This window comes from Pseudomonas sp. FP2338, assembly GCF_030687515.1.
Classification (GTDB): domain Bacteria; phylum Pseudomonadota; class Gammaproteobacteria; order Pseudomonadales; family Pseudomonadaceae; genus Aquipseudomonas; species Aquipseudomonas salomonii.
The window spans coordinates 3,120,577-3,135,344 of the sequence record NZ_CP117436.1; the positions used below are offsets into that span (position 1 = coordinate 3,120,577).

The window sequence follows — 14,768 nt, forward strand, 5'->3', positions numbered from 1 at the left end:
CCTTCGCTTGTAGTGCGCGCATTGTGCGGCTTTTGCCAGAGTGTAGTTATCACGAATTGTTTAACTCTGCGTGAGGATTTCGCGACCGTCCAAGGCTCAGGATGGCGACATTGCAAGTGCGCTGTTGTGGCGAGCGAGCTTGCTCGCGTTGGGCTGCGTAGCGGCCCCAAAAAAGCGGGAGCGCTGCGCACTCCAACGCGGGGCAAGCCCGCTCGCCACAACAAGCCCGCTCGCCATGAATGCCTATGGGTTGAGGAGAATCGTATGTACTCACGTCGACAAATGCTGCTGGCCGGTGGTGGCCTGGGCGTCGCCGTCCTGGCCGGTGGCCTGCTGAAACAGCTCAACATGGTCACCGAAGTCGAAGCGGCCGAGACCTTTGAGGTCAACCACACCCAAGCCCAGTGGCGCAGTTTGCTGACGGCCGAGCAATTCGACGTGCTGCGTGAGGAGGGCACCGAACGCCCCTACAGCAGCAAGCTCAATGATGAACACCGTGCCGGCACCTTTGCCTGTGCCGGTTGCGCATTGCCGCTGTTCTCCTCGACCACCAAGTTTGACAGCCACACCGGCTGGCCAAGCTTCTGGCAGCCGCTGGACAACGCGGTCGCCAGCCACGTCGACACCTCCTATGGCGTGGTGCGCAAGGAAATCCACTGCCGCCGTTGCGGTGGCCATCAAGGCCACGTATTTGACGACGGCCCGGCGCCTACCGGCCTGCGCTATTGCATGAATGGCGTCGCCATGACGTTCACGGCGGCTTAAGCCGATGTCTATTTTTAATTCGTATAAGGGTCGATCCCATGTGGCTGCTGGTTCTCGCGTATCTGGGCGGCGTGCTGACAATTGTCAGCCCGTGCATCCTGCCTGTTCTGCCTTTTGTCTTCGCTCGCACCGGGCAGCCGTTTATGCGCAGTGGCTTGCCGCTGTTAGCGGGGATGGCGGTGACATTCGCCCTGGTGGCCTCACTGGCTGCGGTGGGCGGCGGTTGGGTGGTGCAAGTCAATCAATACGGGCGTTGGCTCGCGTTGCTGTGCGTTGCCCTGTTTGGGCTCACGCTGTTGCTGCCGCAGCTGTCGGAGCGCCTGACGCGGCCGTTGGTGGCCGCCGGCAGTCGCTTGTCGGAAGCCGCCGGGGCCGATGCCAAACCGCGTCCGGGCGCGTCGTTCCTGATCGGCGTGGCCACCGGTTTGCTCTGGGCGCCTTGCGCCGGGCCAATCCTCGGGCTGGTGTTGACCGGCGCCGCGCTGCAAGGGGCCAGTATCGGCACTACCTTGCTCTTGCTGGCCTACGCCGCCGGGGCTGCCACGTCCCTGGCCTTGGCCCTGCTGGTCGGCGGTAAAGTCTTTGGCTTGATGAAAAAATCCCTGGGCGCCGGTGAATGGCTGCGCCGTGGCCTGGGTGCGCTGATGCTGGCCGGTGTGGCTGCCATCGCCTTGGGCCTGGACACGGGCGTGCTGTCGCGCTTGTCGACCGCCTCAACCGGCGGCCTGGAACAACGCCTGGTGGATCAACTGAGCGCCAAGCCTGCACAGAAGAGCGGGGCGATGATGGCCGGTGGCGCCATGATGGCGGCAGCCAACCACAGCGACACACTGCCGATCGAAGGCTCGCTGCCGCCGCTGGAGGGCGCGGTGCAATGGCTCAACAGCCCGCCGCTGACGGCCGAAGCACTCAAGGGCAAGGTCGTGCTGGTGGATTTCTGGACCTACTCCTGCATCAACTGCCTGCGCACCTTGCCGTACGTCAAAGCCTGGGCCGAGAAATACAAAGACCAGGGTTTGGTGGTGATTGGCGTACACGCCCCGGAGTTTGCCTTTGAGCGCGATGTGAACAACGTCACCAAGGCCATGAAAGACCTGGGCATCACCTACCCGGTGGCGATCGACAACAACTACAAGATCTGGCGCGCCTTCAACAACCAATACTGGCCGGCGCATTACTTTGCCGATGCCAAGGGCCAGATTCGTTATCACCACTTCGGTGAAGGCGATTACGCCGAGTCGGAGCGGGTGATTCAGCAACTGCTGCGTGAGGCCGGTGCAACCCACGTCGCCGGTGGTTTGATCGAGGCTGATGCCAAGGGTGTGCAGCAGGCGCCGGACATGAACGAGGTGCAATCGCCGGAAACCTACCTGGGCTTTCAGCGTGCGGAAAATTTCGTCACTACCGGCACGTTAGGCACCGACAAAGTCGTGAATTACCCGGCCGCCGGCCACCTGGCCCTGAACAACTGGACCCTGGAAGGCCCATGGAATGTCGGCGGCCAGCAAGCCACCCTCGACCAGGCCGGTGGGCGTGTCGTGTACCGCTTTCATGCCCGTGACCTGCACCTGGTGTTGGGGCCTGGCGCAGATGGCAAACCGGTACGCTTCAAGGTGACGATTGATGGCCAGGCACCAGGCGATGCCCATGGCACCGATGTGGCGCCGGATGGCAGCGGTACCGTGACCGAGCAGCGTCTGTACCAGCTGGTGCGTCAGCCAGCCGGCGTTAAAGACCGCACGTTCAGCATCGAATTTCTCGACCCGCATGTGTCGGCGTATGCCTTCACCTTCGGCTAAGCCTGACATGAAGTGATAACCCAATCAGTGTGGGAGCGGGCTTGCTCGCGAAAGCGGTCGATCTGCCAAAGCTTTTGTGACTGTTGGACCGTATTCGCGAGCAAGCCCGCTCCCACATTTTCGCCCTGTTTATTCAGTTGCACTGGAGTGACTGTGATGAAGCTTCTCAAGATTTTACCCGCACTGGCATTCGCCGCTTTCGTCGGCCAAAGCTCGGCGTTCTCCTTCGGGGGTGCCGATGACGCGGTGATGATCGCGCCACCGGCCATGGACCTGCCCGCCGAGTCCGGCAACCTGCAAACCGCAGTGTTCGCCGGTGGTTGCTTCTGGGGTGTACAAGGCGTGTTCCAGCATGTGCAAGGCGTGAAAAACGCCGTGTCCGGCTACGACGGCGGCGCGGCAAACACGGCCCAGTACGAGTCGGTCAGCGACGGCGATACCGGCCACGCCGAGTCGGTGTCAGTGACTTACGACCCGAGCAAAGTCAGTTACGGCAAGCTGTTGCAGATCTACTTCTCGGTGGCCCATAACCCCACTGAACTGAACCGCCAAGGCCCGGACAGCGGCACCCAGTACCGTTCGGAAATCTTTGCGCAGAATGCCGAACAGCAAAAAATCGCCCAGGCTTACATCGCCCAGTTGGAGGCGGCGAAAGCTTTCGACAAGCCTATTGTCACCAAGGTGGAGATGGGCAAGACGTTTTACCCGGCGGAGTCCTATCACCAGGACTTTCTGACCGAGAACCCGTCTTACCCTTACATCGTAATCAATGATTTGCCCAAGGTGGCGCAGCTCAAGAAACTGTTCCCCGACCAGTACCGCGCTGAGCCGGTATTGGTCAAAAACCAATAAACACCGCAGTACCCAATTTGGGAGCGGGCTTGCTCGCGAAGGCGTAGTGTCAGTCAGCACATGTGTGGCTGACCCACCGCATTCGCGAGCAAGCCCGCTCCCACACTTAGTGCTACTCAGGGCTCAGGATTTGGCCTTGGCCAGGTACGGTGCAAGCCGCCGGCCCATCTCCTCACCCAGCGCCTGCAACCCACTCAATGGGCGCACCATCACTTCAAACTCGACGATCTGCCCCTGTTCGTTGAAGCGAATCATATCAATGCCCTTGAGCTGTTTTTCACCCACGCGTGCGCTGAACTCCAGTACCACGTTGAGCCCGTCGGCACTCGCCAGTTCACGGTGATAGGCGAAATCCTCGAACACCTTGATCACGGTGTTGAGGATCATCGACACCACCGGCGCGCCGGGGTAGGGCGTGTGGGCCATGGGCGAGCGGAACACCGCGTCAGGCGCAAGCAGTTCGGGCAGGGCGTTGAGGTCGCGAGTGGCCAGCATGGCGTGCCAGCGTTGCAGGGTGTGGGCGGCGGCGGGATTCAGGTGGAGTTCGGACATGGGCTGTACCTGTTCTTATGTTGGGAAGGTCGTTCACCTGCCCAACATAAGAGCGGCACTCAAGCAGGGTCAATCACCCGAATTGACAGATAAGTAACCCGAATGCACTCACACCACTTCCAGGTACGAGCTGTGAATTGCCCGCGCCAGTTCGCGCACGGTGTCGATAAAGTCCGTGAGCCGGCTGTGCAAGCCGTCCTCCAGGATCTCATCGATGCCGGTATAACGCAGGCGCGCTTCGAACTCGGCCGCCAGGCGCTGGGCCGTGCGCCCGTAACTGCCGGGCAAGTCGGCGAGGATATGGCTCAATTCCTCGATGCACGCATGCAGTGAGCGCGGTACATCACTGCGCAACAGCAGCAACTCCGAGACCGAGCGCGCATTCAGTGCATTCGGGTACAGCTCGGTGTAAGCCTCGAATGACGACAACGCACGGAGCAGGGCGCTCCATTGGTAATAACCGCGCGCCGACAAGTCGCTGACCTCTTCGGATTCCTCGCCAAACATCTCGTAGCGCGCATCCAACAGGCGCAAGGTGTTGTCCGCACGTTCGACAAAGGTGCCCAGGCGTATAAATCGGTAGGCGTCATTGCGCATGATGGTGCCGGAGGTGGCCCCGCGAAACAGGTGCGAGCGCTGTTTAACCCAGTCACAGAAGTGGCTGATGCCATGGCGCGCCAGGCCGCCGGCGGCGATGCTGCGCATTTCCAGCCAGGTGGCATTGAGGTTTTCCCACATATCGGCGGTGATGCGTCCGCGCACGGCGTGGGCATTGCCACGGGCGGCGCGCAGGCAGTTGTAGATGCTGGCCGGGTTTTCTTCGTCTAGGGCGAAGAAGTGCAGCATGCGTTCGGCGTCCAGTTGTTTATGGCGTTCGAGGTAGCTGTCCAGTGTGCCGCTGCTGAGCAGCGACATGGCCAACTCATCCAGCCCGTCACTGCGCCCCGCCTGGGGCATCAACGACAGCGAATAACTGACTTCCAACATGCGCGCCAGGTTCTCGGCACGTTCCAGGTAACGGGACATCCAGTACAGATCTGCGGCGGTTCTACTCAACATACTCAGCCCTCCACCACCCAGGTGTCCTTGGTTCCGCCGCCTTGCGACGAGTTGACGATCAACGAGCCTTCCTTCAACGCCACGCGGGTCAGCCCGCCAGGCACCAGGCGGGTTTCCTTGCCCGAGAGCACGAACGGGCGCAGGTCGATGTGCCGGGGTGCGATGCCGTTTTCGACGAAGGTAGGGCAGGTGGACAGGCTCAGGGTCGGCTGGGCGATGTAGGCGTGAGGGCGCGCCTTGATGCGTTGGCGGAAGTCCTCGATCTCGGCGGCGCTCGACGCCGGGCCGACGAGCATGCCGTAGCCGCCGGAGCCCTGGGTTTCCTTGACCACCAGTTCGGGCAGATGGGCCAGCACGTGGGACAACTCATCCGGCTTGCGGCACTGGAAGGTTGGCACGTTTTGCAGCACCGGCTCTTCGTCCAAGTAGAAGCGGATCATTTCCGGCACATAGGGGTAGATCGACTTATCATCGGCCACGCCGGTGCCGATCGCATTGGCCAGCACCACATTGCCGGCGCAGTAGGCGGCGACCAGGCCGGGCACGCCGAGCATGGAATCCGGGTTGAAGGCTTTGGGATCGAGGAAGGCGTCGTCGATACGCCGGTAGATCACGTCCACCGGTTTGGGCCCGTCGGTGGTGCGCATGAACACTTTGAGGTCGTGCACGAACAGGTCGGCGCCTTCCACCAGCTCCACGCCCATTTCCCGCGCCAGGAACGCATGTTCGAAAAACGCGCTGTTAAAGCGCCCCGGCGTCAGTACGACCACGTTGGGGTTGTCGAGCCGGCTGGCGCTTTTAAGGGTCTTGAGCAGCAGGTTGGGGTAGTGGTCCACCGGCGCAATGCGCTGTTTGGCGAACACTTCCGGAAACAGGCGCATCATCATCTTGCGGTCTTCGAGCATGTAGCTCACGCCGCTGGGGGTGCGCAGGTTGTCTTCGAGCACGTAGTAGGTGCCGTCGCCGTCGCGCACCAGGTCGACACCGGAAATATGCGAGTAGATGTCGCGGTGCAGGTCCAGCCCGACCATGGCCTTCTGATAACCCTCGTTGCCCAGCACCTGGTCGGCCGGGATGATCCCGGCCTTGATGATGCGCTGGTCGTGATAGATATCGGCAAGGAACATGTTCAACGCATTCACGCGCTGGATGCAGCCGCGCTCGATCACGGCCCATTCACTGACGGGGATGCTGCGCGGGATGATGTCGAAGGGGATCAGGCGCTCGGTGTCTTGTTCGTCGCCGTAGAGGGTGAAGGTGATTCCGGCGCGGTGGAACAGCAAATCGGCCTCGCGACGCCGTTGGGCCAACAGTTCCGGCGGCGTATTGGCCAGCCAGCGGGAGAAATCCTGATAGTGCGCACGGCAGGCGCCGTTTGCGTCATTCATTTCATCAAAGAAAGATCGAGCCATTCCAGTACCTTGTCAGTGCCCAGGATTGCCTTGGGTGGCACTGCCGCTTAAAAAAACGCATATTTTTATGAGCCTGTGGCTGACGGTGCCAACGGGCCTGGTCCTTACTTTCTTATGGGGTCGGCTCTGGGTCGGGGGGTAACGAATGCTCCTGTATCCGGGCAGATGAATGCATTAAGCAATGCCTGTGCCGGAACGCTGTTCAAGGCGGTTATTCCCTTGTGGCGAGCGAGCTTGCTCGCGCTGGGTTGCGTAGCGGCCCCAAAAAAGCGGGAGCGCTGCGCACTCCAGCGCGAGCAAGCTCGCTCGCCACACAAGCCCAATCCTACAAAAGCGCAGCGCCACAAAAAACCGCTCACTAGAAGGGTGCGGCGTATGCGCCGAATTGGTGCATGAACAAACTTGAACTTCATCCCGCCCTGATTCTTCTAACAAGTTTCGTCACCTTGTGGAGCACGTCGTGCCCAGAATCATCTCTGCCAACACCCCGGCTGCTGCCGTGGACGATCACAGCGAACACAATGCCAAGATCTTCGGTTCGCCCAAGGACCGCCTCGACTTCTATCGCCGTGAAATCCAGTACGAAACCAGCATCCTGGCCAACCGCACCGACGCCTACCTCACGGCCCAGTCGTTCCTGGTGATCGCGTTTGTCTCCGGCATGGGCAACCTGAACCCGGAATGGGGCAAGTTTTTTACTTTGATCGTGCCGGCGTTTCTGGCCGCCCTCGGCATTCTCAGCTCACTGAATGCCTGGCCGGGTATTCGGGCCGCCTACGAAATCATCGACCACTGGCACTACAAGCAGAGCGAGTTGCTGCGCAGCGAGCCGGTGATGGGCCTGGCCTATGACGATTCACCGCTGTTCTGCGAGACCGAGTCATCCCATAAGGGCTATCGCAAGTCGCTGCTGTTCTCCATGCGCGCGCCGTGGCTGTTCATGGTGTTCTGGGTGCTGCTGGGCGCCTATGCGTTTTATATTCAGGTGGATAACCCAGTGTCTTAAGCAATTTGAACTTCGTGGCGCTGGGTGGAACCTTAACGTTACGCAGTGTGCGTTTTACACAGAGGTGATCCATGAACACCAGTAACGACCCCCAAACCAGCAACCGTAACGACCCGGCCATCGATGGCGGCGAGCCGGCGCCCGGCACCGCTGCCGATGCGCCCAAAGACCCGAAGCCTGCCAGCGACCCCAAAGCACGGGAAAACGACTACAGTCCAGACTTCAAGCCCGAGCGTGCGCCCAAGCCTGAAACTGATGCCGATATCGACACCCAAGGCGGTTAGAGGAGACAGTCATGTCCCAGGAACTCGATGATGAAGAAGAACTCAATGACCCGGGCAACGAAGACCCGGGCTCATTGATGGACGATGCAGAAGTACCGCTCAACGATCTGGATGATGCAGCGGATGTTGGCAACACCGAAAATCAGGACTGAGCGTTCGCCTTGGCTCGTCGTTCATACCAGGCCAGCATCGGTTGGGTGCTCAGGCCATGAACGACGATGCTCAAGGCGATCACTGAAATCGTCAGGTCGACCGCCAACGCGCTGCTGGTGCCGACCAGCCCGTGGTTGAGCGCGTAGAACAGGTAGTAAATGCTGCCGATACCGCGGATGCCGAACCAGCCCATCAAGCCGCGTTGCCGCGTGCTGATCAGGCGGCCCCAAGGGATGACCAGCACGCTGAATGGCCGGATCACGCAAAACAGCAGCGCAGCCACCGGCAGCGCCCGCCAATCCCAGTGGCTGACCAGCACAATGCCTAGCACGGTCACCAGGAATACTTCCATCGAACGCTCCACCAAACTGCCAAACGACAGCATGTCGCCCATCATCACGCCGGCAGCAATTTGCGTATCTTGCAGTTCACTGACATCGCCTTGCAGGGCGCGCTCAGGTTCCACTTCCAGATGGCCCACCACCGGTAATGCCAAGTGCTCCGAGGGCGTCTGCGATTGCCCCGTGGAGCGGAACTCCGCCTGGCGCAAGCCCAACCCGGCGGCGAACACCGACAAAAATCCGTAACCGCCCACGGCCTCGGCGGCCACATAAGCCAGCGCAATTAGCGCCAGGGTCAGGTAGTCGTTGGGTGACAACGTGCTGTCGGCATGGGTGATACGCAACCATAGGGTCACACGGCCGATACCACGCCCCATCCAATAACCGATCAACAACCCGGCGGGCACCGCCCACACCAGGTTTTTCAGGACCCAGCCACCGAACCAGTCGCCATCAAACCCGCCGTGTTGCATAAACAGCAGGGCAAAGATCACAAACGGGAAGGCAGTCCCGTCATTCAAACCGGCCTCACCGGACAAGCCGAACCGCAGCGCGTCATAGTCCTGGGCATTATTGACCTGGACCAGCCCGGCCAGCACCGGGTCGGTCGGTGCCAGAATCGCGCCGACCAGCAGCGACACACCCCAGGACAACGCAAACACATAATGCAGCGCCAGGCTTACACCGAGGATGGTCAGCAGCATCACCGGCCCGGCCATGCCAAATGCCACACGCCAGGTGCGATGCTTGAGCGGCAGGCGCAGTTTCAAGCCGCTGACAAATAGAGAGAACAGCACCGCGACTTCGGTCAGGTGCTCCATCCAGCGCGCCGAGCCTTTGATATCCAAGCCCAGAAGGTCGACGCCCAGCGGGCCAATGGCGATACCCAGCAACAGGCACACCGCCGAGGTGGTCACCGGCATCCAGCGCAGGTAGGCGGAGGTGAGGGCGAGGGTGAGCAGTACAGCGCCGAGTACGGCCATCCATAGAATAAACGTCATCGAGCGTGTACCGGGCCGTGGTCTATCTCGGTTGGAGGGCCACGGCTCGGTGCAGGTTCAATCGGGTTCGATCAGGTATTGATCCAGGAATGGTCAGCGCCAACTTTCACATCGAATTTGTAGCGAAGCGGGAAGTAATGCTGCTTAGTCTTCAGGATCTGGTAGGGCGCTGTTATCGGTACCACCACGCCCTGATGCGCATAGGCCTCCCTCACCCTTTCTTCAATGTTGACGATCGGACCGTGCGGCACGAGTTTGCCATCGGTCAGTACCGCTTCTCTAGGGAGGCCATCTAAACCCAAGTCGTACATGTCGGGTCGTTTCTTTTTAAGCATGTCGTTAAACATATTCGGCCCTACGGTATCGAATATTTTTGCCTCATACGCCTTGAATTCCGGGGTGTATTGGACTTTGCCATCGGGGCCTCGGGCGACTGTCGGTCGTTTATTCGCAAAGTAGGCTTTGTTCGCCGCAAACCGTTTATTCATTTCACTGATCATTTCGCCCAGCACTGGATTGTTGGGTCGAGTCGCAAAGTTACTGGTGTTATAGAACGTCTTGTAATCGCTCACTTGGTGGACCACTGGTGAACCGAGCAGCACATCGTTAGCGCCAGCGGCTAGATCATCGGCGGCACTGATGTTTCTTTGAATCAGATCATCGGTGTCCAGATAAAAACCACCGTGTTTATTCATGATCGGGTAGCGGGCTACATCCGAAGCTGCGGCCAGATTCTTGCCTTGCCCTTGTCGGAAGTAACTGTACATTTCACCGTTCTTCAACTGCGTGAATGCGGCATCTTCATTAAGGTTGAGCACCGTCACGCCAGGCACTTTCTCCTTTAGCTTGCTTTCTATTTGTTTGAAAACAGCAGGGCTGTCGGCGTCCACGTGAAGGACTGTTTTATACCCTGAGGCTCGGCTGGCGTTTTTGGCCATGTTGTCGACCAAATGGGCGGGAATCTCCTGGCCTGCCCAAAAATAGTTCAATGTTTTGGGCACGGGAGCCAGTTGTGTGGGAATTCTGGGGATCGACGAAATATCAACAAAGTTATAGTGGTGGTCGGTGGCTTTTTTAGCCTTTCTGGATTCATCAAGTGTTCCCCGTTGCCAGTGGCCTTTGGGCGTTCGCCAATAATAGTGATGGCCTTGTTCGTGGGGGCTTCTCCATGCGCCCGCCGTGGTATCGAACGCAACTTCCTGATCGGCGTTTTTGTAATTGATCCTGAAGGGATTGCCTGACGTTTCCACGATTTTAATATCGTCCATCGGCACTACGTAGGTTCCATCCCCCAATCTAAAAGGCGTCGATATATCACTTGCGCCGCCCAGCAAACGTTCGGAACGGGATAAAGGTGCCCACCCTGAAGCGCCTAGATCCTTGACAGGTATATCGGGGCCAGTGCCGTTTGGATGGCGGGTGACGCGCTGGCCGTCTTTGACCTGGGATTCAAAGAGCCTGCCATCCACTTTCACATATTCGCGTTGACTGCGGCCCACCCAAACGTTGTTCTGCAAGCCCTTGGTCGATAACTCGTCTGCGGCGATGTAGCGGGCTTCATAGCTGTGCAGATCGTCCAGTGAGCGTACTTCTCCACTGGCAGCAACGCGATTGGGTTTAAAGTCTTTCAAGGGTGGGCCAATAGCGCGTTGCTTCAACGCATCGTATTCATGCCAATTGCCCTGGAACATCACAGCCTGGCGCTCGACTGTTTCTTGCCCCACCCGGGTCGTCCCGGTTGCTGCCAGGCCGTGCTGCTTGCTGACGTTCTGGATTGCGTCGTCACTGGCGATTGCTCGCAAACTGTTCGAGTCGCCCGGCTTGGGCACGTCTGGGACGAAGTTCTCCAACGGCTTGCCGTAGGCCTGTTTCGTGCGAGGATCCAAGGCGTACCACTTATGGGTTGCCTCATCGAACTTAGCCAGGGCTTTTGTGCTGCGAGCACTGTTGGCGGCACTGTATGTGCCTTCAGCGATATCGGCCTTTTTGGCCAACTCCAACAGGTTGACACGGCGGTACGAACCGCGCAGGTAATTGACACCTTTATAGGCTTTGCCGGCTACAAACTTTACGCCCTTTGCGGCCCCACGCGCGAGGTCATCAATACCACCCAACGGATTGAGCGCGCCCACTGCTGCCCGTCCAACAATCTTGAGCACCAGGCCAGCTTTTGACAGCACAGAAGCACCGACAAATGCAGCTCTTGCGGCCTTGGCAGCGGTGCCGACGCCGACCAGGAAACCAAAGATATCGAACGCCAAGTCGACAGCGCCTGCGCCCGTCTTGCCATCGCTGAAGTTCTTGATCGCGGACCTGAACGGAATAAGGCCCAGTATGACCTCGCGAATGGCTTCGGTGGTACGGTGTTCGGTTTGAAAGGTCGTTGCTCCCCTGGAATATGCGCCCAACTCAGGCAGCTTCATATCCTCGATCAATGCATCGACCAGGTATTGGGTTCTGGCACTGGCAAAGCTCTTCGGTGCACCCGTGGCGTCTTTGCGTTCGTTCGTTATCCCGGAGGGGGAACCACCTCTGGGCGTTATCTGGTTTGCGATATAACGTGGGCGAGTAGACGCAAGACTGGCGGGCGAGAGTTCTTCATAAAACTGGCTCCGCTGCCGGGTGATAGTGCCCTCCATCCGGTTGATTGCATACTGCATGCTCTGGGTTTTACCGTTGACGGTGCGCCGGGTCTCGACCAGCACCACGCCTGTTTCAACACGCTTGTCATAACTGGAGCCAGGCACACGGTCGTAGCGAATGTCCTGGTGCACGACGATTTCGCCGAACTCCAGATTCTGCCTGTCTTCCAGAGGCAATCTCGAGATCATAACCTTGAGCTGCGCCGACGTGGCCTTTTTGACGGCGTCAGAGTATGTGCGAAAGTCCTGATTAAATTGCTTGATCGGATCCGGCAGGGACTTGAGGGTTGGCAGCAGATCGCTGATATTGATTTCGTCTGACGATGAAACCCATGCCGCAGGCTTTCTGTCGTCGGAATCGGGCGGCGGGGACCTGAGCGCTCTGCCATCGATGTACAGGTCCAACAGTGAGTAGGGGCCGGGGAATTGGTAGGTGTAGGGTTTGGACTCAATGCACTTTTGCTCAAACAGCGCGGGGTCCATGTCGGGGAAGGTTTTTTTCAGATGTTCGAGCGCAATGGCTTTGGTGGTCGGTGTTTGGAGGGGGGGCAGCGCGGCTGCTTCGCTCATTTCTCTGACATGCTGGTCGAACGCGGTGCGTACCTCGGTCAGGGCGGTATCGGTTGTCGGATAGCCCATGCCACTGGCAATCGCCCATGTTTTGATCGCTTCGTTCTGGGCGGCATATTCAACCTGGCGCTCCTCATCCGAGATCGGTGCCGTGTTGGCCGCCAACATGATTTGCGCATAGTTCATTCTGCTTGTTGCGCCCGGCGCTTTTGCTTCCACGCGGGCAACCGCCGTGGTGAAGCTGACCCAGCTGTGGGAACCTATCGTCACTTCATTCGGGATACCCTTGACCAGGAACTGCGGTGCGCGACTGGCGAGCATGGCGTAGGCCTGTACTGATGCTGTTTGCGCGGAGTCGGCGAGGCTGCCGGCGAGCAGATGCGCTTCCAGCTCCTTGACCACCGCGGATGGCGATTTGTGGCTGTTGCTCGCTGATACCAGTGGGTAGCCTTCAATACTCGTCTCACCGCCTTTGTCGCCGTATTTTCCCACGCCTAAGGCCGCCAGCAGCCAGTCGGTGGCACTGCCTTTAACCGAGTGTGCCTCGAATGTGGCTTGAATGGCCTCGCCCAGTGCCATGGCCCGGGGTGAACTGACCAAACTGTCGATCAGTTGCCTGGGATTGCGCTGTTCCTGCGCGGAGATCGGTCGGCCGTTGAGCAGATAGCCCAGCACATGCTTGAAGGGTTTTAAACTGAGGTCGCCGAATTTCCCCTCGCTGATATAACTCCTCAGCCGTGTCTGGTCGTCAGGCGCAAGAGGTTCGAGCCATGCTAACGCGCCCCCTAGATTGCCATGGGTGGCGGACTTTAAATTCGGCGCGAGGAGGGCGCTGGCCAAGTTTTCAAGTTGCTCGGAGTTGGTGGGGATGTCCCAGCCATGATCCTGCAGAAACTGCTGCAGGCTGACTTCAGTTGGGGCGCCACTGCCCGTTGGCCGGTAGGTACTGTCTGCGGACAGAGAGAGCGGCTGTTCGAGTTCGGTCTGAAGCTCCTCGATCTTTTTACTGCCATCTTCCAGGGCCATCGCCAGGCGTTGCAGTGCAGTGCCCGCCAGGTGCCAGTTGCGGATGTCGCCCAGCGCCGCTTTCTGATGCTCAAGTGTTTCTTCGCTGCGCGCCTGGATCTTGTCCGTAAAGCGGGCAGGATCGAGGCGCTTGAAGTTATACGTCTGGTGGCTGATTTCGTCCGCTCGCTTGAGCATGCCAGACAGCGTCAGGTTCCGTGGCTCCAGATAAAATCCGCCGACCAGCTGCCAGGGTACAGGTGCGTCCGGGGTATTGACGGGAGGTGCAAAAGGAAATTCGCCCTCTAAGACGCTCGCGGCCCGAAGGATAGGCCCGCTCAGAGCCGCCCATTGGCTGTCGTCCTGACCCAGCGTGTGCAACGTGCGCAGCGGGTCAAGAAAGTGCTCAAGGTAAAAGGATATTCGCCCTGACTTGGCATCGATTTTTATCGAGGTGGTATCGACTCCCAGGGCTTTCATCCACTGCTGAACATCGGGCGATTGGAAGGCATCATGCAAGTGCCGCCACCATTGGCCAAAGGTGGAGTGGGGAGGAATGTGATCGATGTCTTTAACAGGAGTACGACGGCCAGCCAGGTTCAGGGCGATCGCGTATTGCATTGCCAGCTCGCTGTCTCCAGTGGCACGTGTGGTGGCCTGCTCTTCCTGCGGGGAAGCGGTATCACGTTTCAGCCGTGAAAGCGGCGGGGGTAGCGACATAGTTGGACCCGCTTGAGGCGCGGCGATGATCTGCTTGGAAATACTGTTCATAGGGGGAGCGTCCTTTGGCGTTTGAAAACACCCCCTTGGCCTGGGGTGCTCACAGAGTGTTTCCCTTGCGTGACAACCGCCCCCGGATTGATTCCCTCGACCCGCCGATTATGTCGTTGCTCTATATTTCTGCCCCCACAGGCCGTTAGCCTTAACGACAGGGATGTCGGCACAAAAACCATCCCTGTTCGTCGACCGTGGCTACACCCTGCTAAAGGACCGCAACGGCCCGTTCCAGGACCTGTTGATCCTCGTGGATAAAATCACCGGCATTGAGGACCCGGCCTTGGGCCGTCATCCGTTGCCGCATTACTTTACCCAGGCCTGGCGGCACCGTGCGGTGCTGTCGGCGGGCCTGGCAAAAGCAGATCTTCAGTGCATGCCTCTCCAAATCCAAACGCCCCCCGAAAAAAGTTATTCACGACCTGTTCACTCGATAAACGACACCCCCTCAAACATACCCATTGAACGACTGTTCAGTTTGCACTATGTTGACCGCATCCACCCGTTGGCACACCAACGGGTTCGCGCGTTTTCTTCTTGAACGAGAGGCTCT

12 protein-coding genes are annotated in these 14,768 nt (G+C 59.1%); 7 read left to right on the top strand and 5 right to left on the bottom strand.

Going from position 1 to position 14,768, the window contains the following annotated elements; all coding sequences use genetic code 11:
• Positions 1-264: 264 nt before the first annotated feature.
• The 3 genes from msrB to msrA all read left to right on the top strand — a co-directional run bounded on the left by msrB (position 265) and on the right by msrA (position 3,416).
• The gene (gene msrB / locus PSH96_RS14045; RefSeq protein ID WP_305459793.1) at positions 265-765 is read left to right on the top strand and encodes a peptide-methionine (R)-S-oxide reductase MsrB; all 501 of its coding nucleotides are present in this window, start codon (positions 265-267) and stop codon (positions 763-765) included.
• Between the two features lie 38 nt (positions 766-803).
• Positions 804-2,564, top strand: a complete 1,761-nt coding sequence (locus tag PSH96_RS14050) for a cytochrome c biogenesis protein DipZ (RefSeq protein ID WP_305459795.1) — start codon at positions 804-806, stop codon at positions 2,562-2,564.
• A gap of 156 nt (positions 2,565-2,720) precedes the next feature.
• Positions 2,721-3,416 (top strand): peptide-methionine (S)-S-oxide reductase MsrA, encoded by a 696-nt coding sequence (gene msrA / locus PSH96_RS14055; protein WP_305459797.1) that lies wholly within the window; start codon positions 2,721-2,723, stop codon positions 3,414-3,416.
• A gap of 123 nt (positions 3,417-3,539) precedes the next feature.
• Here msrA and PSH96_RS14060 read toward each other — a convergent pair whose 3' ends face one another.
• The 3 genes from PSH96_RS14060 to PSH96_RS14070 form a co-directional block, all read right to left on the bottom strand.
• Positions 3,540-3,968, bottom strand: coding sequence for a nuclear transport factor 2 family protein (locus PSH96_RS14060; RefSeq protein WP_305459799.1), 429 nt, complete (start codon positions 3,966-3,968; stop codon positions 3,540-3,542).
• Positions 3,969-4,076: 108 nt separating this feature from the next.
• A complete protein-coding gene (locus PSH96_RS14065; RefSeq protein WP_017253783.1) occupies positions 4,077-5,027 on the bottom strand; it encodes an alpha-E domain-containing protein in 951 nt (316 codons plus the stop codon).
• 2 nt (positions 5,028-5,029) lie between these two features.
• Positions 5,030-6,439 carry a circularly permuted type 2 ATP-grasp protein gene (locus PSH96_RS14070; protein ID WP_305459802.1) on the bottom strand — a complete coding sequence of 470 codons (1,410 nt, stop codon included), beginning with the start codon at positions 6,437-6,439 and terminating at the stop codon, positions 5,030-5,032.
• 460 nt (positions 6,440-6,899) lie between these two features.
• Between PSH96_RS14070 and PSH96_RS14075 the strand changes: the two genes are divergently transcribed.
• The 3 genes from PSH96_RS14075 to PSH96_RS14085 all read left to right on the top strand — a co-directional run bounded on the left by PSH96_RS14075 (position 6,900) and on the right by PSH96_RS14085 (position 7,881).
• Positions 6,900-7,445 (top strand): hypothetical protein, encoded by a 546-nt coding sequence (locus PSH96_RS14075; RefSeq protein ID WP_058420258.1) that lies wholly within the window; start codon positions 6,900-6,902, stop codon positions 7,443-7,445.
• Between the two features lie 71 nt (positions 7,446-7,516).
• On the top strand, positions 7,517-7,729 hold the full coding sequence (locus PSH96_RS14080) for a hypothetical protein (RefSeq protein ID WP_056859983.1): 213 nt from the start codon (positions 7,517-7,519) through the stop codon (positions 7,727-7,729).
• A gap of 11 nt (positions 7,730-7,740) precedes the next feature.
• Complete coding sequence (locus PSH96_RS14085) at positions 7,741-7,881, top strand: hypothetical protein (protein WP_164488403.1); 141 nt, start codon at positions 7,741-7,743, stop codon at positions 7,879-7,881.
• On the opposite strand, the gene PSH96_RS14090 is transcribed toward PSH96_RS14085, so the two are convergent.
• The gene (locus tag PSH96_RS14090; RefSeq protein WP_305459805.1) at positions 7,872-9,224 is read right to left on the bottom strand and encodes a sodium:proton antiporter; all 1,353 of its coding nucleotides are present in this window, start codon (positions 9,222-9,224) and stop codon (positions 7,872-7,874) included. The genes PSH96_RS14085 and PSH96_RS14090 overlap by 10 nt on opposite strands.
• A gap of 71 nt (positions 9,225-9,295) precedes the next feature.
• Positions 9,296-14,212: a glycosyltransferase gene (locus PSH96_RS14095; protein WP_305459806.1), complete on the bottom strand. Its 4,917-nt coding sequence runs from the start codon at positions 14,210-14,212 to the stop codon at positions 9,296-9,298.
• Between the two features lie 163 nt (positions 14,213-14,375).
• Between PSH96_RS14095 and PSH96_RS14100 the strand changes: the two genes are divergently transcribed.
• On the top strand, positions 14,376-14,756 hold the full coding sequence (locus PSH96_RS14100; protein WP_305459808.1) for a CDP-diacylglycerol diphosphatase: 381 nt from the start codon (positions 14,376-14,378) through the stop codon (positions 14,754-14,756).
• The last annotated feature ends 12 nt before the right edge of the window (positions 14,757-14,768 follow it).

Coding starts and splice junctions, on each gene's coding strand:
- msrB (WP_305459793.1), top strand. CDS start 265: ATGTACTCACGTCGACAAATGCTGCTGGCCGGTGGTGGCCTGGGCGTC.
- PSH96_RS14050 (WP_305459795.1), top strand. CDS start 804: ATGTGGCTGCTGGTTCTCGCGTATCTGGGCGGCGTGCTGACAATTGTC.
- msrA (WP_305459797.1), top strand. CDS start 2,721: ATGAAGCTTCTCAAGATTTTACCCGCACTGGCATTCGCCGCTTTCGTC.
- PSH96_RS14060 (WP_305459799.1), bottom strand. CDS start 3,968: ATGTCCGAACTCCACCTGAATCCCGCCGCCGCCCACACCCTGCAACGC.
- PSH96_RS14065 (WP_017253783.1), bottom strand. CDS start 5,027: ATGTTGAGTAGAACCGCCGCAGATCTGTACTGGATGTCCCGTTACCTG.
- PSH96_RS14070 (WP_305459802.1), bottom strand. CDS start 6,439: ATGGCTCGATCTTTCTTTGATGAAATGAATGACGCAAACGGCGCCTGC.
- PSH96_RS14080 (WP_056859983.1), top strand. CDS start 7,517: ATGAACACCAGTAACGACCCCCAAACCAGCAACCGTAACGACCCGGCC.
- PSH96_RS14085 (WP_164488403.1), top strand. CDS start 7,741: ATGTCCCAGGAACTCGATGATGAAGAAGAACTCAATGACCCGGGCAAC.
- PSH96_RS14090 (WP_305459805.1), bottom strand. CDS start 9,224: ATGACGTTTATTCTATGGATGGCCGTACTCGGCGCTGTACTGCTCACC.
- PSH96_RS14095 (WP_305459806.1), bottom strand. CDS start 14,212: ATGAACAGTATTTCCAAGCAGATCATCGCCGCGCCTCAAGCGGGTCCA.
- PSH96_RS14100 (WP_305459808.1), top strand. CDS start 14,376: ATGTCGGCACAAAAACCATCCCTGTTCGTCGACCGTGGCTACACCCTG.